Origin of the sequence: Kytococcus sp. HMSC28H12, assembly GCF_001816045.1 — a bacterium.
In the GTDB taxonomy this organism is placed as follows: Bacteria; Actinomycetota; Actinomycetes; order Actinomycetales; family Dermatophilaceae; genus Kytococcus; species Kytococcus schroeteri.
Genome location: NZ_KV824308.1, coordinates 17244 through 31938 on the forward strand (window position 1 = coordinate 17244; position 14695 = coordinate 31938).

Below are 14695 nucleotides of genomic sequence, written 5' to 3' on the forward strand. Positions count from 1 at the left end.
ACCTCGACCCACCCGGAGCCTCCCCGATGACGCAGCACCCCGCCGACCGCACTCCCGCGCCCGGGCCCCGCGCCGCCGCCCGCCCCTCGCAGGTGGTGCACCCGCGCAAGGCACGGATCCTCGCGGTGGTCTCCTGGCTCCTGGCGGCGGGCTTCGTGGTGCTGGCCCTGGTCACCCGGCCGGTCATGTGGGGTGCGGTGGGCCTGGCCGTGGCCGGCGCCGCCCTGGCGTGGGTGCTCATCTGGCGTCCCCGGGTGGAGCTGGACCCCGACGGGCTGACCATCGTCAACCCGGTGCGCACGGTGCGCATCCCGTGGCAGCGGGTGCGCCGCGTGGGCTCCCGCTGGAGCCTGGAGGTGGAGTCCGAGACCGGGATGCACCGCGCCTGGGCCGTGGGCTCCTCCTACCGCGACCCCTCGGGCGTGGACCACACCGCGGACGTCACCGGCCTGGGTCTGCTGCGCAAGCTCGACGCCGCCCGCACCGGGGCCGACCCGCAGCCGCTCAAGCCCGAGTTCGCGATGCTGGAGGACCTGCAGTCCGTGGCCTCCACCGTGCGTGGGGCCCGCGACGCGCACGCCGACGCCCTGGCCGACGGCCACATCGAGGCCGACCCCACGCCCACCACCCGCACCGTGGCACCGCTGCCGGCGGCCGCGATGGCGGTGGGCCTGCTGCTGCCGCTGGCCGTCTGGTTCCTCTGATCAGAGGGCGGTGAGGCGCTCCATGTCGGCGCGCACCGTGGCCAGGCGCTCCCGGGCGGTGTGCTTGGCGGCCGGCAGGTCGCCGGACTCCACGGGCACCACCACCTCCAGGTAGACCTTCACCTTCGGTTCGGTGCCCGAGGGACGCACGATGACGCGCGTGTCGTCGGCCAGCACCCAGCGCAGGCCGTCGGTGGGCGGCAGGCCGTTCCAGCCCTCGGCCAGGTCGGCGGCCTCGGCCACCGGGGGGCCACCCAGCGAGGTCGGCGGCTGCGCGCGCAGGGCGGCCATCACCGCATCGATCTGCTCCAGCTCCTCCACCCGGATGCTGAAGGAGTCCGAGGCGTGCACGCCGTGCTCGAGGTACAGGTCGTCGAGCACGTCCAGCACCGTGCGGGTGCGCGAGCCGGCACGCAGGCGGGCCACGAGGTCGGCCACCATGAGCGCCGCGCTGATGCCGTCCTTGTCCTTCACGTGGGTCGGGTCCACGCAGTAGCCCAGCGCCTCCTCGTAGCCGAAGGCCAGGCCGTCCACGCGGCCGATCCACTTGAAGCCGGTGAGGGTCTCGGTGTGGCGCACGCCGGCGGAGGCCGCCATCCGCGAGAGCAGCCGCGAACTCACGATGGAGTTGGCGAAGACCGCGTCCTCGGGCAGGCCACCGGTCTCGGCGGCGCGGCGCAGCACGTGGTTGCCCAGCAGGGCGCCCACCTCGTCGCCGCGCAGCATGCGCCAGCCCACCGGGTCGTCGGCGGTCACGGACTCGGGGTCCGGCACGGCCACGGCGCAGCGGTCGGCATCCGGGTCGTTGGCGATGACCACGTCCGGCTGCATCCGCGAGGCCAGCTCCAGGGCGGCGTCGATGGCACCGTCCTCCTCCGGGTTGGGGAAGGCCACGGTGGGGAAGTCCGGGTCCGGGACGGCCTGCGTGGCCACGCTCTTGGGATTGGGGAAGCCGGCCTCCTCGAAGGCCTGCACCACCAGGTCGTTGCCCACGCCGTGCAGCGCGGTGTAGACCACGGCCACCTGCTTGGGGCCCGCCGGGTCCACCACGCTCGTGGCGGCCTTGACGTACGCCTCGCGCAGGTCGTCGGCGGCGGTGATCCACCCGGCCTCCGCGCGCGGCACCGACGCCACGGACTCCACGGCCCGGATGTGCGCGGCGATCTCGGCGTCCACCGGCGAGACGATCTGGCTGCCGTCGCCCAGGTACACCTTGTAGCCGTTGTCCTGCGGCGGGTTGTGCGAGGCGGTGACCATGACGCCCGCATCGGCACCGGTGTGGCGCACGGCGTAGGCCAGCACCGGGGTGGGCAGGGCCTCGGGCAGCACGATGGCCTGGCCGCCCGCGGCGGTCACCACGGCAGCGGTGTCCAGCGCGAAGTCGTGGCTGCGGTGGCGTGCGTCGTAACCGATCACCACGGTCGGGGAGGTCACCGGGTCGGTCGCGCGCTGCTGCAGCCAGCGCACCAGGCCCGCGGCGGCACGGATGACCACGGCGCGGTTCATGCGCGCCGGGCCGGCGGCCACCGCGCCGCGCAGTCCGGCGGTGCCGAACTCCAGCAGGCCGCGGAAGCGGTCGGCCAGGTCGGCGGCCGCGGCGGCGTCCCCGTCCTCGGCGGCGTCCACCACGGCCTGCAGCTCGGTGCGGGTGGCCTCGTCGGGGTCGTCGGCGATCCAGGCGCGGGCCTGCGCCAGCAGGGCCGTCAGGTCGTCGGTGGGCTGCACGGTGGTCTCCGTTCGCGGAAGGGGGCTCGGCCCCGGGTGGGTGGACGTCCGGGTGGGTGCGGCCGGGGCCGCGGGTGTCAGAGGCGGGGCACGATGCCGGCGAGCAGCTGGCCGCAGCGGGCGGAGGCGGCGCGTCCGGCCTCGATCACCTCGGCGTGGTCCAGCGGCTCGTCGCTGATGCCGGCGGCGTGGTTGGTCACCAGCGAGAGGCCCAGCACGGACATGCCGGCCTCGCGGGCGGCGATCGCCTCGAGCGTGGTGGACATGCCCACGAGGTCGCCGCCGATCACCTTGGCCATGCGCACCTCGGCGGGGGTCTCGTAGTGCGGCCCGCGGAACTGCACGTACACGCCCTCCTCCAGGGAGGGGTCCACGGTGCGGGCCACCTGGCGCAGGTGCGGGGTGTACAGGTCGGTGAGGTCCACGAAGGTGGCGCCCTCCAGCGGGGAGGCCGCCGTGAGGTTCACGTGGTCGCTGATGAGCACCGGGGTGCCGGGGGCCCACTCGGGGCGCAGGCCGCCGCAGCCGTTGGTGAGCACCATCGTGTCGCAGCCGGCCGCGGCCGCCGTGCGCACCGTGTGCACCACCGGGCGCACACCGTGGCCCTCGTAGAAGTGGGTGCGCGATCCGAACACCAGCACGTGGCGGGTGCGGCCGTCGTGACCCTCGACCGCGAACGAGCGCATCACCGAGGAGTGGCCCTCCACCGCCGGCGGCGGGAAGCCGGTCACCTCGGACTGGTCGAAGGACGCGACGGGCTCGCCCAGCAGGTCGGCCGCGCTGCCCCACCCGGAGCCCAGGGTGAGGGCGATGTCGTGCCGCTCCACGCCGGAGAGGCGGGCCACGTCCTGCGCGGCCCGGCGAGCGATCTCGCGGGGGTCGGCGGTCGGGTCGTCGAAGGGGTTCTGGGAGTCGAGTCGGGCCACGGGGCCACCCTAACGACTGGGGGCACCGCGAGGGTGGTGCGTCAGGCCGTCGATGGTTGGATGGGGGCATGCTCTCCAGCGCACCTGAGGTCATCATCATCGGCGGCGGTCCCGGCGGGTACGAGGCCGCCCTCACGGCGGCGGCGGGCGGCGCCACCGTGACCCTCGTGGAGGACACCGGGGTGGGTGGCGCCTCGGTGCTCACCGACTGCGTGCCGTCCAAGACCCTCATCGCCACTGCGGACTTCCGCAGCCGCTTCGACGTGGCCGGGCGCATGGGCGTGGAGTTCTCCGAGGACGACGGCGACCCCGCCACCCACGAGCCGCTGGCGCACGGGGTGGAGGCCCACATCGACCTGGCCGCGGCCAACCGGCGGGTCATGGACCTGGCGCGTGCCCAGTCGGCCGACATCCGCGCGGCGCTGACCGAGGCCGGCGTCACCGTGGTGGACGGCCGGGGCCGCCTCGTCGCGCCGGACCGTGTGCAGGTGACCGCCGCCGACGGCAGCACCACCGAGCTCACCGCCGCCACCGTGCTGCTGGCCACCGGCGCCTCCCCGCGGGTGCTGCCCAGCGCCCGCCCCGACGGCGAGCGCATCCTCACCTGGCAGCAGGTGTGGGACCTCACCGAGCTGCCGAGCAAGCTCGTCGTGGTGGGCTCGGGTGTGACCGGCGCGGAGCTCGCCCACGCCTACCTGGGCCTCGGGTGCGAGGTGGTGCTCGTCTCCAGCCGCGACCGCGTGCTGCCCGGCGAGGACCCGGACGCCGCCGAGGTGCTGGAGACCGTCTTCCGCGAGCGCGGCATGCAGGTGATGAACGGGGCCCGCGCCCAGTCCGTGGAGCGGCAGGGCGACGAGGTGCTCGTGACCCTCACCGACGGGCGCACCGTCACCGGCTCGCACTGCATCATGGCCGTCGGGTCGGTGCCCAACACCGCGGACCTGGGGCTGGAGGAGGTCGGTGTGCAGACCGCCGACTCGGGCCACGTGCTGGTGGACAAGGTGTCGCGCACCTCCGTGCGGGGGGTGTACGCCGCCGGTGACTGCACGGCGGTGCTGCCGCTGGCCTCGGTGGCCGCCATGCAGGGCCGCATCGCCATGAGCCACGCGCTCGGCGACGCGGTCTCCCCGCTGCGCGTCACCGGCATCAGCTCCAACATCTTCACCGACCCGGAGATCGCCACCGTCGGCATCGGGCAGAAGCAGGTGGACGAGGGGGAGGGCCGCGTGCACCAGGTGATGCTGCCGCTGGTCAACAACCCGCGGGCCAAGATGCGCAACGTGCGCCACGGGTTCGTCAAGCTCTACGCCGCGCAGGGGTCCGACGTGGTCGTCGGCGGTGTGGTGGTGGGCCCGCAGGCCTCCGAGCTCATCTACCCGGTGGCCCTGGCCGTGCACCACCGCCTCACCGTGGACCAGGTGGCCAGCACGTTCACCGTCTACCCGTCGATGTCGGGCAGCGTCGCCGAGGCCGCGCGCCGCCTCCACACCCGCGAGGACTGAGCCGGCCCGGGCCAGGGTCCCGCCGCGTGCCCCTCCCCACACGTTGAGCCCTCCCCACACGTTGAGTCGTCGTTCGTCGGGGTCCCCGGGCGGTTCTGACCCCGACGAACGACGACTCAACGTCCGAGCATCGACGTCCGAGAGGTGACACGCCGGGCAGGACCTGGGCGCCGGGCACACAGCGAAGGGGCCCACCGACCGGACAGGTCAGTGGGCCCCTTCGCGTGCGCCGGGCGGCGCTCAGCGAGCGGTCACTCGGCGTCCTTGATCTCGCAGATGACGCCACCGTTGTTCACGGTCTCGCCCACGGCGGCCTTGAGCCCGGTCACCACACCGGCCTTGTGCGCCTTGATGGGCTGCTCCATCTTCATCGCCTCGAGCACCACCACCTGGTCGCCCTCGGCCACCGTCGCGCCCTCCTCCACGGCCACCTTCACGATGGTGCCCTGCATCGGCGCGGTCACGGCGTCACCGGAGGCCGCCGCGGCACCACCGCCGCCGCGCTGGCGCTTGGGGGCCTTCTTGCGGGCGCCACCGGCGGCCGCGCCGCCACCGCCCAGGGCCAGGTCGCCGGGCAGGGTCACGGCCATGCGGCGGCCGTTCACCTCCACGAGGATCTCCTGGCGCGGGGCCTTCTCCTCGGCCTCCGCGGTGGGGCCGGAGTACGGCTCGATGGTGTTGTCGAACTCGGTCTCGATCCAGCGGGTGTGCACGCTGAACGGCTGCTCCGGGTCGGCCGGGGCGAACGCCTCGTCACGCACCACCGCGCGGTGGAAGGGCAGCACGGTGGGCATGCCCTCGACGACGAACTCGTCCAGCGCGCGGCGGGAGCGCTCGAGGGCCTCGGTGCGGGTGCGGCCAGTGACGATGAGCTTGGCCAGCATGGAGTCGAACGCACCGGCCACGGTGTCGCCCTCGACCATGCCGGAGTCCACGCGGACGCCGGGGCCCGCGGGGGTGCGCAGCGTGGTGGCGGTGCCGGGGGAGGGCATGAAGTTCAGCCCCGCGTCCTCGGAGTTGATGCGGAACTCGAAGGAGTGGCCGCGCACCTCCGGGTCGTCGTAGCCCAGCTCCTCGCCGGCGGCGATGCGGAACTGCTCGCGCACGAGGTCGATGCCGGTGACCTCCTCGGTGACGGGGTGCTCCACCTGGAGGCGCGTGTTCACCTCGAGGAAGGAGATGGTGCCGTCGGTGCCGATGAGGTACTCGCAGGTGCCGGCGCCGACGTAGCCGGCGGCCTTGAGGATGTCCTTGGAGGCGCGGCGCAGCTCGGCGTCCTGCTCCGGGGTCACGAAGGGGGCCGGGGCCTCCTCCACGAGCTTCTGGTTGCGGCGCTGCAGCGAGCAGTCGCGGGTGGAGACCACCACGACGTTGCCGTGCTGGTCGGCCAGGCACTGGGTCTCCACGTGGCGGGGGGAGTCCAGGAAGCGCTCCACGAAGCACTCGCCGCGACCGAAGGCCGACACGGCCTCCCGCACGGCGGAGTCGTACAGCTCGGGGATCTCCTCGCGGGTGCGGGCCACCTTGAGGCCGCGGCCACCGCCGCCGTAGGCAGCCTTGATGGCCACCGGCAGGCCGTGCTCGTCGGCGAAGGCGAGCACCTCCTCGGCGGACTCCACCGGGTCCTTGGTGCCCGGCACCAGGGGCGCGTTGGCGGCATCGGCGATGTGGCGGGCCTTCACCTTGTCGCCCAGGGAGTCGATGGCCTGCGGGGAGGGGCCGATCCACGTGAGGCCGGCGTCGATGACGGCCTGCGCGAAGTCGGCGTTCTCGGCCAGGAAGCCGTAGCCGGGGTGCACGGCGTCCGCGCCGGCGTCCTTGGCCACCTGCAGCAGCTTGTCCACCACCAGGTAGGACTCCGCCGGGGTGTTGCCCCCGATGGAATAGGCCTCGTCGGCCACCTTCGTGTGCAGCGCGTCGCGGTCGGCGTCGGCGTACACGGCGATGGAACGGATGCCTGCATCGGCGCAGGCGCGGGCGATTCGGACGGCGATCTCGCCACGGTTGGCGATCAGCACGGAGGTCACAGGAGCCATGGGCGGCACTCTAACGTGGCGCGGCCCACACCTCGCGCGCGATCCACGCCGTACCGGGCACGGCGTGGTGCACCCTTGGGGCATGTCGAGGACCCCGCGCGTCATCCACACCGCCCAGGCCCTGGTGGACGAGGTCGTCCACGTGCCCGCCCTTCCGCGGCGTGGCGGCAACGTCATGGCCTCCAGCACCACGCGGGAGGTGGGCGGCGCGGTGACCATCCTGCGTGCGGCGGCCCGGTCCGGCGCCCATGCCGTGCACGCCGGCTCGGTGGGGACCGGGCCCAACGGCGACCTGGTCCGCGAGGCGCTGGCGGCCGACGGCATCGCGCTGACCAGCCCGGAGGTCCCCGACCAGGACACGGCGGTGTGCGTGGTGCTCGTGGAGCCCTCGGCCGAGCGCACCTTCGTCACCGCGATGGGGGCCGAGCGCGTCATCAGCCCGGAGTCGCTGCAGACGAGCGAGCCGGTGGACGGCGACCTGGTGTGCGTCAGCGGGTACAGCCTGCTGGAGCCCACCCGCGACCCGCTGCTGGCCTGGCTGCGCGGGCTGCCGACGGGCGTGCGGGTGGTGCTCGACCCGGGCGCGGCCTTCGAGGGGCTGGACGCCGCCCTGCAGCGCGAGGTGCTGGCCCTCACCGACGTGTGGAGCAGCAACGCCGAGGAGGCCGAGGCCCTGGTGGGTGCCCCCGCCGACACCGACATGGTCGAGCTCGCCGCGCAGGTGGCCGGGCTCCTGTCGGCCGGGTGCCTCGTGGTCGTGCGCGACGGCGACAAGGGCTGTGCCGTGGGCGACGGGGGAGCGGTGGTGGCCGTGCCGGGCTTCCCGCAGGATCCGGTGGACACCAACGGTGCGGGCGACACGCACACCGGCGTGCTGTGCGCCGAGCTGGCGGCCGGTGCCGACCCGGTGGCCGCCGCGCGCCGGGCCAACGCGGCCGGGGCGCTCAAGGTGACCCGCCACGGGCCGGCCACGGTGCCCACGGCCGCCGAGGTGGACGCCTTCCTGGCCGGGCGGTGACCCGACCTCCTCGGCACCACCTATGCTCTGCGATGGTGTGACCCGCGCCACGGCGCGAGGGCGCCTCGACGCGCCCGGGCGCACCGCCCCCCTGACCCCGCCACGAAAGGCCTGGAGCATGTTCGAACTGTCCAAGGACCACGAGGACTTCCGCCAGGTCGTCCGCCAGTTCGCCGAGGCGGAGATCGCCCCGCACGTGGAGAAGTGGGACGCCGAGTCCTACTTCCCGACCGAGCTCATCCCCAAGATGGGCGAGATGGGCCTGTTCGGCCTGGTGGTCCCCGAGGAGTACGGCGGTGCCGGCCTGGAGGACGAGGGCCCGTTCACCTACCTGTGCCTGGCCATCGAGGAGCTCGGCCGCGTGGACCAGTCCATGGGCATCACGCTCTCGGCCGGTGTGGGCCTGGGCATCAACCCGATCCTCACCTACGGCTCGGACGAGCAGAAGCAGCAGTGGTTGCCCGACCTCGTGGCCGGCCGCGCCCTGGCCGGCTTCGGCCTCACCGAGCCGGACGCGGGGTCCGACGCCGGCGGCACCCGCACCAAGGCCGAGGTCGTGGACGGCGAGTGGGTCATCAACGGCGCCAAGGCGTTCATCACCAACTCGGGCACCGACATCACCTCCTGCGTGACCGTCACCGCCCGCACCGGCACCAAGGAGAACGGCAAGCCGGAGATCAGCGCCATCATCGTGCCGTCCGGCACCCCGGGCTTCACCGTGGAGCCGGCCTACCGCAAGCTCGGCTGGCACATCTCCGACACCCATGGCCTGACCTTCGAGAACTGCCGCGTCCCCGAGGCCAACCTGCTGGGCGCTCGCGGCGAGGGCTACAAGCAGTTCCTCAAGACCCTCGACGACGGCCGCATCGCCATCTCGGCGCTCGCGGTCGGCCTGGCGCAGGCCTGCCTGGAGCACTCCACCGAGTACGCCAAGACGCGTACTGCGTTCGGGAAGCCGATCGGCGCCTACCAGGGCGTCTCGTTCCAGGTGGCCGACCTCAAGGTCAAGGTGGACGCCGCGCGCCTGCTCACCTACAAGGCCGCCTGGCTCAAGGACGAGTTCGACGCCGGCCGTCGCTCGATGCAGGAGGTCAAGATGGCCGCGTCCGTGGCCAAGCTGTACTCCACCGAGGCCGCCATGGATGCCACCCGCATCGCCACCCAGGTCTTCGGCGGCAACGGCTTCATGGAGGAGTACCCCGTGGCCCGCTTCTACCGCGACGCCAAGATCCTCGAGGTCGGTGAGGGCACCAGCGAGGTGCAGCGCATGCTCATCGCCCGTGGCCTGGGTCTGGAGGCCTGATCCACCGATGACGACCACCACCAACGCAGGCGAGACCCCCGGCGTGCAGCCCTTCGCCGACGCCACCCCCGGCGGCGACGAGAAGGTCGCCGACGTCCGGCGCCGCCTCAACGAGGCCCACGCGGCCTCCGGGGCGCCCACTGAGAAGGCCGCCGCCAAGCTCGAGTCCCAGAACAAGCTCTACGTCCGCGATCGCATCGCGCTGCTCTTCGACGAGGGCTCGTTCGTGGAGGACGGCCGCTACGCCAACGCCACGGCCACCGGCCTGCCGGCCGACGGCGTGGTCACCGGGCGCGGCACCGTGGACGGACGCCCCGCCATCGTCATCGCCAACGACCCCACCGTGAAGGCGGGCTCGTGGGGTGCGCGCACGGTCGAGAAGATCGTCCGCGCCACCGAGACCGCGCTGCGCGAGGAGCTGCCGGTCTTCTGGTTCGTGGACTCCGCCGGCGCCCGCATCACCGACCAGGTGGAGCTCTTCCCGGGCCGCCGTGGCGCGGGGCGCATCTTCCACAACCAGGTGGCGCTCTCGGGCAAGGTGCCGCAGATCTGCTGCCTGTTCGGCCCGTCGGCCGCCGGTGGCGCGTACATCCCCAGCTTCACCGACGTGGTGATCATGGTGGAGGGCAACGCCTCCATGTACCTGGGCAGCCCCCGCATGGCCGAGATGGTCGTGGGCGAGAAGGTCTCCCTGGAGGAGATGGGTGGTGCCCGCATGCACTGCACCGTCTCCGGCGTGGGTGACATCCTCGTGGCCGACGACACCGAGGCCATCGAGACCGCGCGCATGTACTTCAGCTACGTGCCGCAGAACTGGCACACGGAGCTGGAGCCCTACGAGGCCGAGGAGCCGGCGTACCCGCTGGAGCGCACCACGGTCCCGGAGGCAGAGTCCGTGCCGTTCGACATGCACGAGGTCATCGACGGCCTGGTGGACGACGACAGCTTCTTCGAGATCAAGGAGCTGTTCGCCCCCGAGCTGGTCATCGGCTTCGCCCGCATGGACGGCCGCACCGTCGGCATCGTGGCCAACAACTCGGCGGTCAAGGGTGGCGTGCTGTTCACCGACTCGGCCGACAAGGCGGCGCGCTTCATCTGGCTGTGCGACGCCTACTCGATCCCGCTGGTCTACCTCGTGGACGTGCCGGGCTTCATGATCGGTTCCGAGGTCGAGCGCACCGGCATCATCCGCCACGGCGCCAAGATGGTCTCGGCCGTCTCGTCGGCCACGGTGCCGCAGTTCTGCATCGTGGTGCGCAAGGCCTACGGCGCCGGCCTGTACGCGATGGGGGGTCCGGGCTTCGCGCCCGACGCCACCCTGGCTCTGCCCACCGGCCGCATCGCAGTGATGGGCCCGGAGGCGGCCGTGAACGCGGTGTACGCCAACAAGATCGCCGAGATCGAGGCCGAGCAGGGCCCCGAGGCGCGTGAGCAGTTCGTGCTGCAGATGCGTGAGGAGTACGTCAAGGACGTGGACCTCGAGCGCCTGGCGGCCGACCTGGTGATCGACGGCATCATCGAGGCCGACGCGCTGCGCGAGGAGCTGCTGAAGCGGCTGGAGTTCGCCCGCGGCCGCGAGCGCCACTTCTCGACCCGCCGCCGGGACGTGCCGCCGGTCTGACCGGCGCGGACCTCCCACCACCTGACGCGCGGGTCCGCCTCTCGACGGTCGAGAGGCGGACCCGCGCGTCCATCGACGCCTCGGCCGCCCCGGAGTGAGGGCTGGCTGCAGGCCCACCGGGCAAGGACGTGAGCATGGGCGGAAAGCAGCGCACGGAGCTGCCGGGGATGGTGCGCGAGGATCCCGTGCCCCCCCCGCCGGCGGTGTCGTCCACTCCAGTGATGAACCGCACCGTGGCGTCCCGGACCACCATCGCCCCAGCGCAGGTCCGGGACGCCCCAGGGGCACCAGGGTCGGTTCGGCGGGCCGTGGGCGGAGCGCCGCGGGCGTACCGGTGGAGTGCGGTGCCCGGGACGGCAATAGCCTGGACCTCACGCTGCGCCCCATGTGATGCCGGAGGCGCCCACGCGGCATCGTCAAGACATGGTCATGGTGGGCGTGACGCCCTGTGTCGGGCGCGTGACCTGTGGTCTGATCCCGAAGGCCCCTGTTCACACGCTTCGGAAGGACCCCCGTGCGCCGCGCCCTGCCCACCCTCACCCTGTGCCTCACCGCCGCCCTGGCTGTTCCCGTCTCCGCCGGGGCCGGGACCCCGCTGGGGGCGACGACCACCACCGCCGCCGCACCGACCGCCGATCCGGTGGACCCGGCCTTCTACGAGACCCCCGCGGACATGCCCGACGCCCCCGGTCGGCTGCTGCGCCGCCAGACGATGGAGTTCCTCCTCGACCCGGCCGGCGCGCACACCATCGAGTACTCCGCCGAGCGCCTGCTCTACACCTCCACCGCGTCGGACGGGCGCACCGTGGCCACCTCCGGCTTCGTGCTCACGCCCAAGGCGCCGTGGCGTGGCGAGGGCACCCGCCCCGTGGTCGCGCTGGCCCCTGGCACCCAGGGCCTGGGCGACCAGTGCGCACCCTCCCGCTCGGCATCGCTCAACCAGTACTACGAGCTCGAGGGCATCCGGAATCTCGTGCGCGCCGGCTACACCGTGGTGGTCACGGACTACCAGGGCTTGGGCACCGAGGGGGAGCACACCTACATGGCGCGCACCCCGCACGGCCGGGCGCTGCTCGACGCCGCCCGGGCCGTCACCGGCACCGACGCCTTCGGGGTGAAGGGAGCCCGCGTCGGCCTGACCGGGTACAGCCAGGGCGGGGCGGCCTCGGCGGCCGCAGCCGAGCTGGCACCCACCTACGCCCCGGAGCTCGACGTGCGGGGCGCCGCCGTCGGGGCCCCGGCCGCGGACCTCGCGGAGGTGGCGCCGAAGGTGGACGGAACGATGATGTCCGGCCTGGCCTGGTTCGCCCTGGCGGGTCTGGATGCCGAGTACGACCTGGATCTCGAGCGGGTGCTCAACGAGCGGGGGCTGGCGAAGGTCGCCGAGGCACGTACCCAGTGCGTGCCGTGGGCGCTGACCCAGGCCTTCCAGAAGACCTCCGAGTTCACCCGTGACGGCCGGTCCTTCGCCGAGCTGTTGGCCACCGACGAGCGGCTCGCCGCCGCGGTGCGCGCGAACCGGCTCGGCTCCGTGGCGCCGGCGGTGCCCTCGGTGGTGACGCACTCGCTCGCCGACGACACGCTGCCCTACGCGCAGGGGCGCCAGATGGCCCGGGAGTGGTGCACGGGTGGGGCAAGCGTCCGGCTGTACTCGGCGGCCACGCCCACCCACGTGGGTGGCTACGTGCCGCACTCGCTGAGCCAGTCGGTGTTCTTCGGCACCGTGTTCTCCGGGAAGGCCCCGGTGAACACCTGCGGCGAGTTCTGAGGAGATTTGTTTAGCCTTACCTAAGTCCAAGTGAGGAGTGTCATGTCCCAGCCCCCGCAGCAGTCAGTCCCCGGGTCCGGGCCCGGGGGTCGCCCGCCCCGCCCCGTCCGCAGCGCCCGTGTAGATGCCGTGGAGTGGCTCACGCCCGAGATGGTGCGGGTGTGGCTCACTGGCGAGGGCGTGGGCGCGCTGTCGGAACTGGAGCACACCGACCACTACGTGAAGCTGCTCTTCCCTCCCGCAGGTGCGCCCTACGGCCACCCGGTGGATCGGGAGAAGGTGCAGGCCGAGCAGCCTCGCGAGTGGTGGCCCGTCACGCGCACCTACACGGTCCGTACCGTGCGGAACGGCCGCATGGCCCTGGACTTCGTGAGCCACGGGGACGAGGGGCTGGCCGGCCCCTGGGCAGCCTCCGCGCAGCCGGGCGACCGCATCACCTTCCTGGGACCCGGTGGAGCGTGGTCGCCGACGCCGGAGGCCCACCACCTGCTGGCGGGTGACGAGTCGGCGATCCCCGCCGTCGCGGCCGCCATGGAGCGCATCATTGCCACCGGCGGCACCGCCCAGGTCTTCGTGGAGGTGTCCACCGCCGAGGCCGTTCCCGAGCTGCCCGAGGGAGAGGGCATCGAGCTCCACCGGGTGCTGCGCGACGGGACCGCTCACGGGCACGCGCTTGCGCACGCGGTCAGGGAGAGGGGGCGACTGCCCGAGGGGGTGCAGGTCTTCGTCCACGGCGTGGCGGAGATGGTCAAGGAGATGCGTCGCCACCTCTTCGTGGAGCACGGCCTGTCGAAGGCGGATGTGAGCATCTCGGGCTACTGGCGCACGGGCTGCACCGAGGACGAGTGGCAGGCCGGCAAGCGTGACTTCATGGCCCAGCTGGAAGCCGAGGAGGGTCGACTCGAGCAGGGATGAACGTAGGGTAGCCTCTCCTTATCCATTTCCGAGAAGGGGAGATCCTCCATGCGTCGTTCGGCTTCCTCCGTGGCCCTGCTGGCCACCCTGTCGCTCACCCTCACCGCCTGTGGCGGTGACTCCGAGAAGGAGGCGAGCAACTCCTCCAGCGAGGCGGCCGGGTCCTCCAGCCCGGCAGAATCCTCCAGCGAGGCGGAGTCGGGTGGGGACGCTGCCTGGGAGCCCGTGACCGTGGAGCACGCCTTCGGCAGCACCACCGTCGAGGAGGAGCCCGAGCGCGTGGCCACCATCGACTGGGCCAACCAGGAGACCCCGCTCGCGCTGGGCATCTCCCCGGTGGGCATGGCCAAGATGACCTGGGGCGACGACAACGGCGACGGCATCCAGCCGTGGACCGACAAGGCTCTGCAGGAGCTCGGTGCCAAGGCCCCGGTGCTGTTCGACGAGACCGACGGCTACGACTTCGAGGCCATCGCCGAGTCGGACCCCGACGTGATCCTGGCGGGCTACTCGGGCATGTCCGAGGAGGACTACGCGACGCTCAGCAAGATCGCCCCGACCATCGCCTTCCCGGACGCCCCGTGGGCCACCGAGTGGGACAAGGCCATCCTCCAGAACGCCAAGGGCCTGGGTCAGGAGGCCGAGGGTGAGGAACTGGTGGACGAGCTGAGGGGCGAGATCGAGAAGGCCGTGGCCGAGCACCCGGAGATCAAGGGCAAGAGCGCCATGTTCATGACGCACGTCGACCTCACGGACCTCTCGGAGATCAACTTCTACGCCGCCGACGACACCCGTTCCAAGTTCCTCGAGGACCTGGGCATGAAGATCCCCGACAGCATCAAGAAGCACAGCGAGCCGGGCAAGTACGCCGGCAAGATCAGCACCGAGAAGGCTGACGAGCTGGCCGACGTCGACGTGATCATCACCTACGGCGGCGGGGAGCTCTACGAGGCGCTGTCCGCCGACCCGGTGCTCTCGCAGCTGCCGGCCGTCAAGAACAAGGCCATCGTGGCCCTCGACGGCGAGTCCCCCGTGGGCGCCGCTGCCAACCCGACCGCGCTGTCGATCCCGGAGAACGTGCCGCTGTACGTCGAGGAGATCTCCAAGGCGCTGGCCGGTGAGGGGTCTGGTGCCAAGGCCTCCGGCGCCAAGGCCTCGTCCGCCAAGTGACGGAGCC

11 protein-coding genes are annotated in these 14695 nt (G+C 72.6%); 8 read left to right on the plus strand and 3 right to left on the minus strand.

The genetic code is table 11. The features are described 5' to 3' along the window. The first annotated feature begins 26 nt into the window (after positions 1–26). Complete coding sequence (locus tag HMPREF3099_RS02255) at positions 27–704, plus strand: PH domain-containing protein (RefSeq protein ID WP_070703565.1); 678 nt, start codon at positions 27–29, stop codon at positions 702–704. Here the strand turns inward: HMPREF3099_RS02255 and HMPREF3099_RS02260 are convergent, their stop codons facing one another. Together HMPREF3099_RS02260 and HMPREF3099_RS02265 are read right to left on the minus strand one after the other, a co-directional pair. Further along, entirely contained in the window at positions 705–2429 is a 1725-nt protein-coding gene (locus HMPREF3099_RS02260; RefSeq protein ID WP_070703566.1) for a phospho-sugar mutase, read from the minus strand. Between the two features lie 77 nt (positions 2430–2506). Next, positions 2507–3355 carry a purine-nucleoside phosphorylase gene (locus HMPREF3099_RS02265; protein ID WP_070703567.1) on the minus strand — a complete coding sequence of 283 codons (849 nt, stop codon included), beginning with the start codon at positions 3353–3355 and terminating at the stop codon, positions 2507–2509. Between the two features lie 68 nt (positions 3356–3423). Here HMPREF3099_RS02265 and HMPREF3099_RS02270 point away from each other — a divergent pair, with 68 nt between their 5' ends. Next, complete coding sequence (locus HMPREF3099_RS02270) at positions 3424–4857, plus strand: NAD(P)H-quinone dehydrogenase (protein WP_070703568.1); 1434 nt, start codon at positions 3424–3426, stop codon at positions 4855–4857. 251 nt (positions 4858–5108) lie between these two features. Here HMPREF3099_RS02270 and HMPREF3099_RS02275 read toward each other — a convergent pair whose 3' ends face one another. Then, positions 5109–6893, minus strand: a complete 1785-nt coding sequence (locus tag HMPREF3099_RS02275) for an acetyl/propionyl/methylcrotonyl-CoA carboxylase subunit alpha (protein ID WP_070703569.1) — start codon at positions 6891–6893, stop codon at positions 5109–5111. An 82-nt stretch (positions 6894–6975) separates the two neighbouring features. Between HMPREF3099_RS02275 and HMPREF3099_RS02280 the strand changes: the two genes are divergently transcribed. The 6 genes from HMPREF3099_RS02280 to HMPREF3099_RS02305 all read left to right on the plus strand — a co-directional run bounded on the left by HMPREF3099_RS02280 (position 6976) and on the right by HMPREF3099_RS02305 (position 14688). Next, entirely contained in the window at positions 6976–7911 is a 936-nt protein-coding gene (locus HMPREF3099_RS02280; protein WP_070703570.1) for a PfkB family carbohydrate kinase, read from the plus strand. Positions 7912–8029: 118 nt separating this feature from the next. Beyond that, positions 8030–9214, plus strand: a complete 1185-nt coding sequence (locus HMPREF3099_RS02285) for an acyl-CoA dehydrogenase family protein (protein WP_070703571.1) — start codon at positions 8030–8032, stop codon at positions 9212–9214. A gap of 7 nt (positions 9215–9221) precedes the next feature. Then, positions 9222–10835 (plus strand): acyl-CoA carboxylase subunit beta, encoded by a 1614-nt coding sequence (locus HMPREF3099_RS02290; protein WP_070703572.1) that lies wholly within the window; start codon positions 9222–9224, stop codon positions 10833–10835. A 514-nt stretch (positions 10836–11349) separates the two neighbouring features. Further along, entirely contained in the window at positions 11350–12603 is a 1254-nt protein-coding gene (locus tag HMPREF3099_RS02295; protein WP_083323420.1) for a lipase family protein, read from the plus strand. A gap of 42 nt (positions 12604–12645) precedes the next feature. Next, a complete protein-coding gene (locus HMPREF3099_RS02300; protein ID WP_070703574.1) occupies positions 12646–13518 on the plus strand; it encodes a siderophore-interacting protein in 873 nt (290 codons plus the stop codon). 48 nt (positions 13519–13566) lie between these two features. Further along, positions 13567–14688 carry an iron-siderophore ABC transporter substrate-binding protein gene (locus HMPREF3099_RS02305; RefSeq protein WP_070703575.1) on the plus strand — a complete coding sequence of 374 codons (1122 nt, stop codon included), beginning with the start codon at positions 13567–13569 and terminating at the stop codon, positions 14686–14688. Positions 14689–14695: the final 7 nt, after the last annotated feature.

Excerpts from the sequence above, each read along its gene's own strand:
- HMPREF3099_RS02290 (WP_070703572.1), top strand. The coding sequence starts at position 9,222 with ATGACGACCACCACCAACGCAGGCGAGACCCCCGGCGTGCAGCCCTTC.
- HMPREF3099_RS02280 (WP_070703570.1), top strand. The coding sequence starts at position 6,976 with ATGTCGAGGACCCCGCGCGTCATCCACACCGCCCAGGCCCTGGTGGAC.
- HMPREF3099_RS02270 (WP_070703568.1), top strand. The coding sequence starts at position 3,424 with ATGCTCTCCAGCGCACCTGAGGTCATCATCATCGGCGGCGGTCCCGGC.
- HMPREF3099_RS02305 (WP_070703575.1), top strand. The coding sequence starts at position 13,567 with ATGCGTCGTTCGGCTTCCTCCGTGGCCCTGCTGGCCACCCTGTCGCTC.
- HMPREF3099_RS02300 (WP_070703574.1), top strand. The coding sequence starts at position 12,646 with ATGTCCCAGCCCCCGCAGCAGTCAGTCCCCGGGTCCGGGCCCGGGGGT.
- HMPREF3099_RS02285 (WP_070703571.1), top strand. The coding sequence starts at position 8,030 with ATGTTCGAACTGTCCAAGGACCACGAGGACTTCCGCCAGGTCGTCCGC.
- HMPREF3099_RS02255 (WP_070703565.1), top strand. The coding sequence starts at position 27 with ATGACGCAGCACCCCGCCGACCGCACTCCCGCGCCCGGGCCCCGCGCC.
- HMPREF3099_RS02275 (WP_070703569.1), bottom strand. The coding sequence starts at position 6,893 with ATGGCTCCTGTGACCTCCGTGCTGATCGCCAACCGTGGCGAGATCGCC.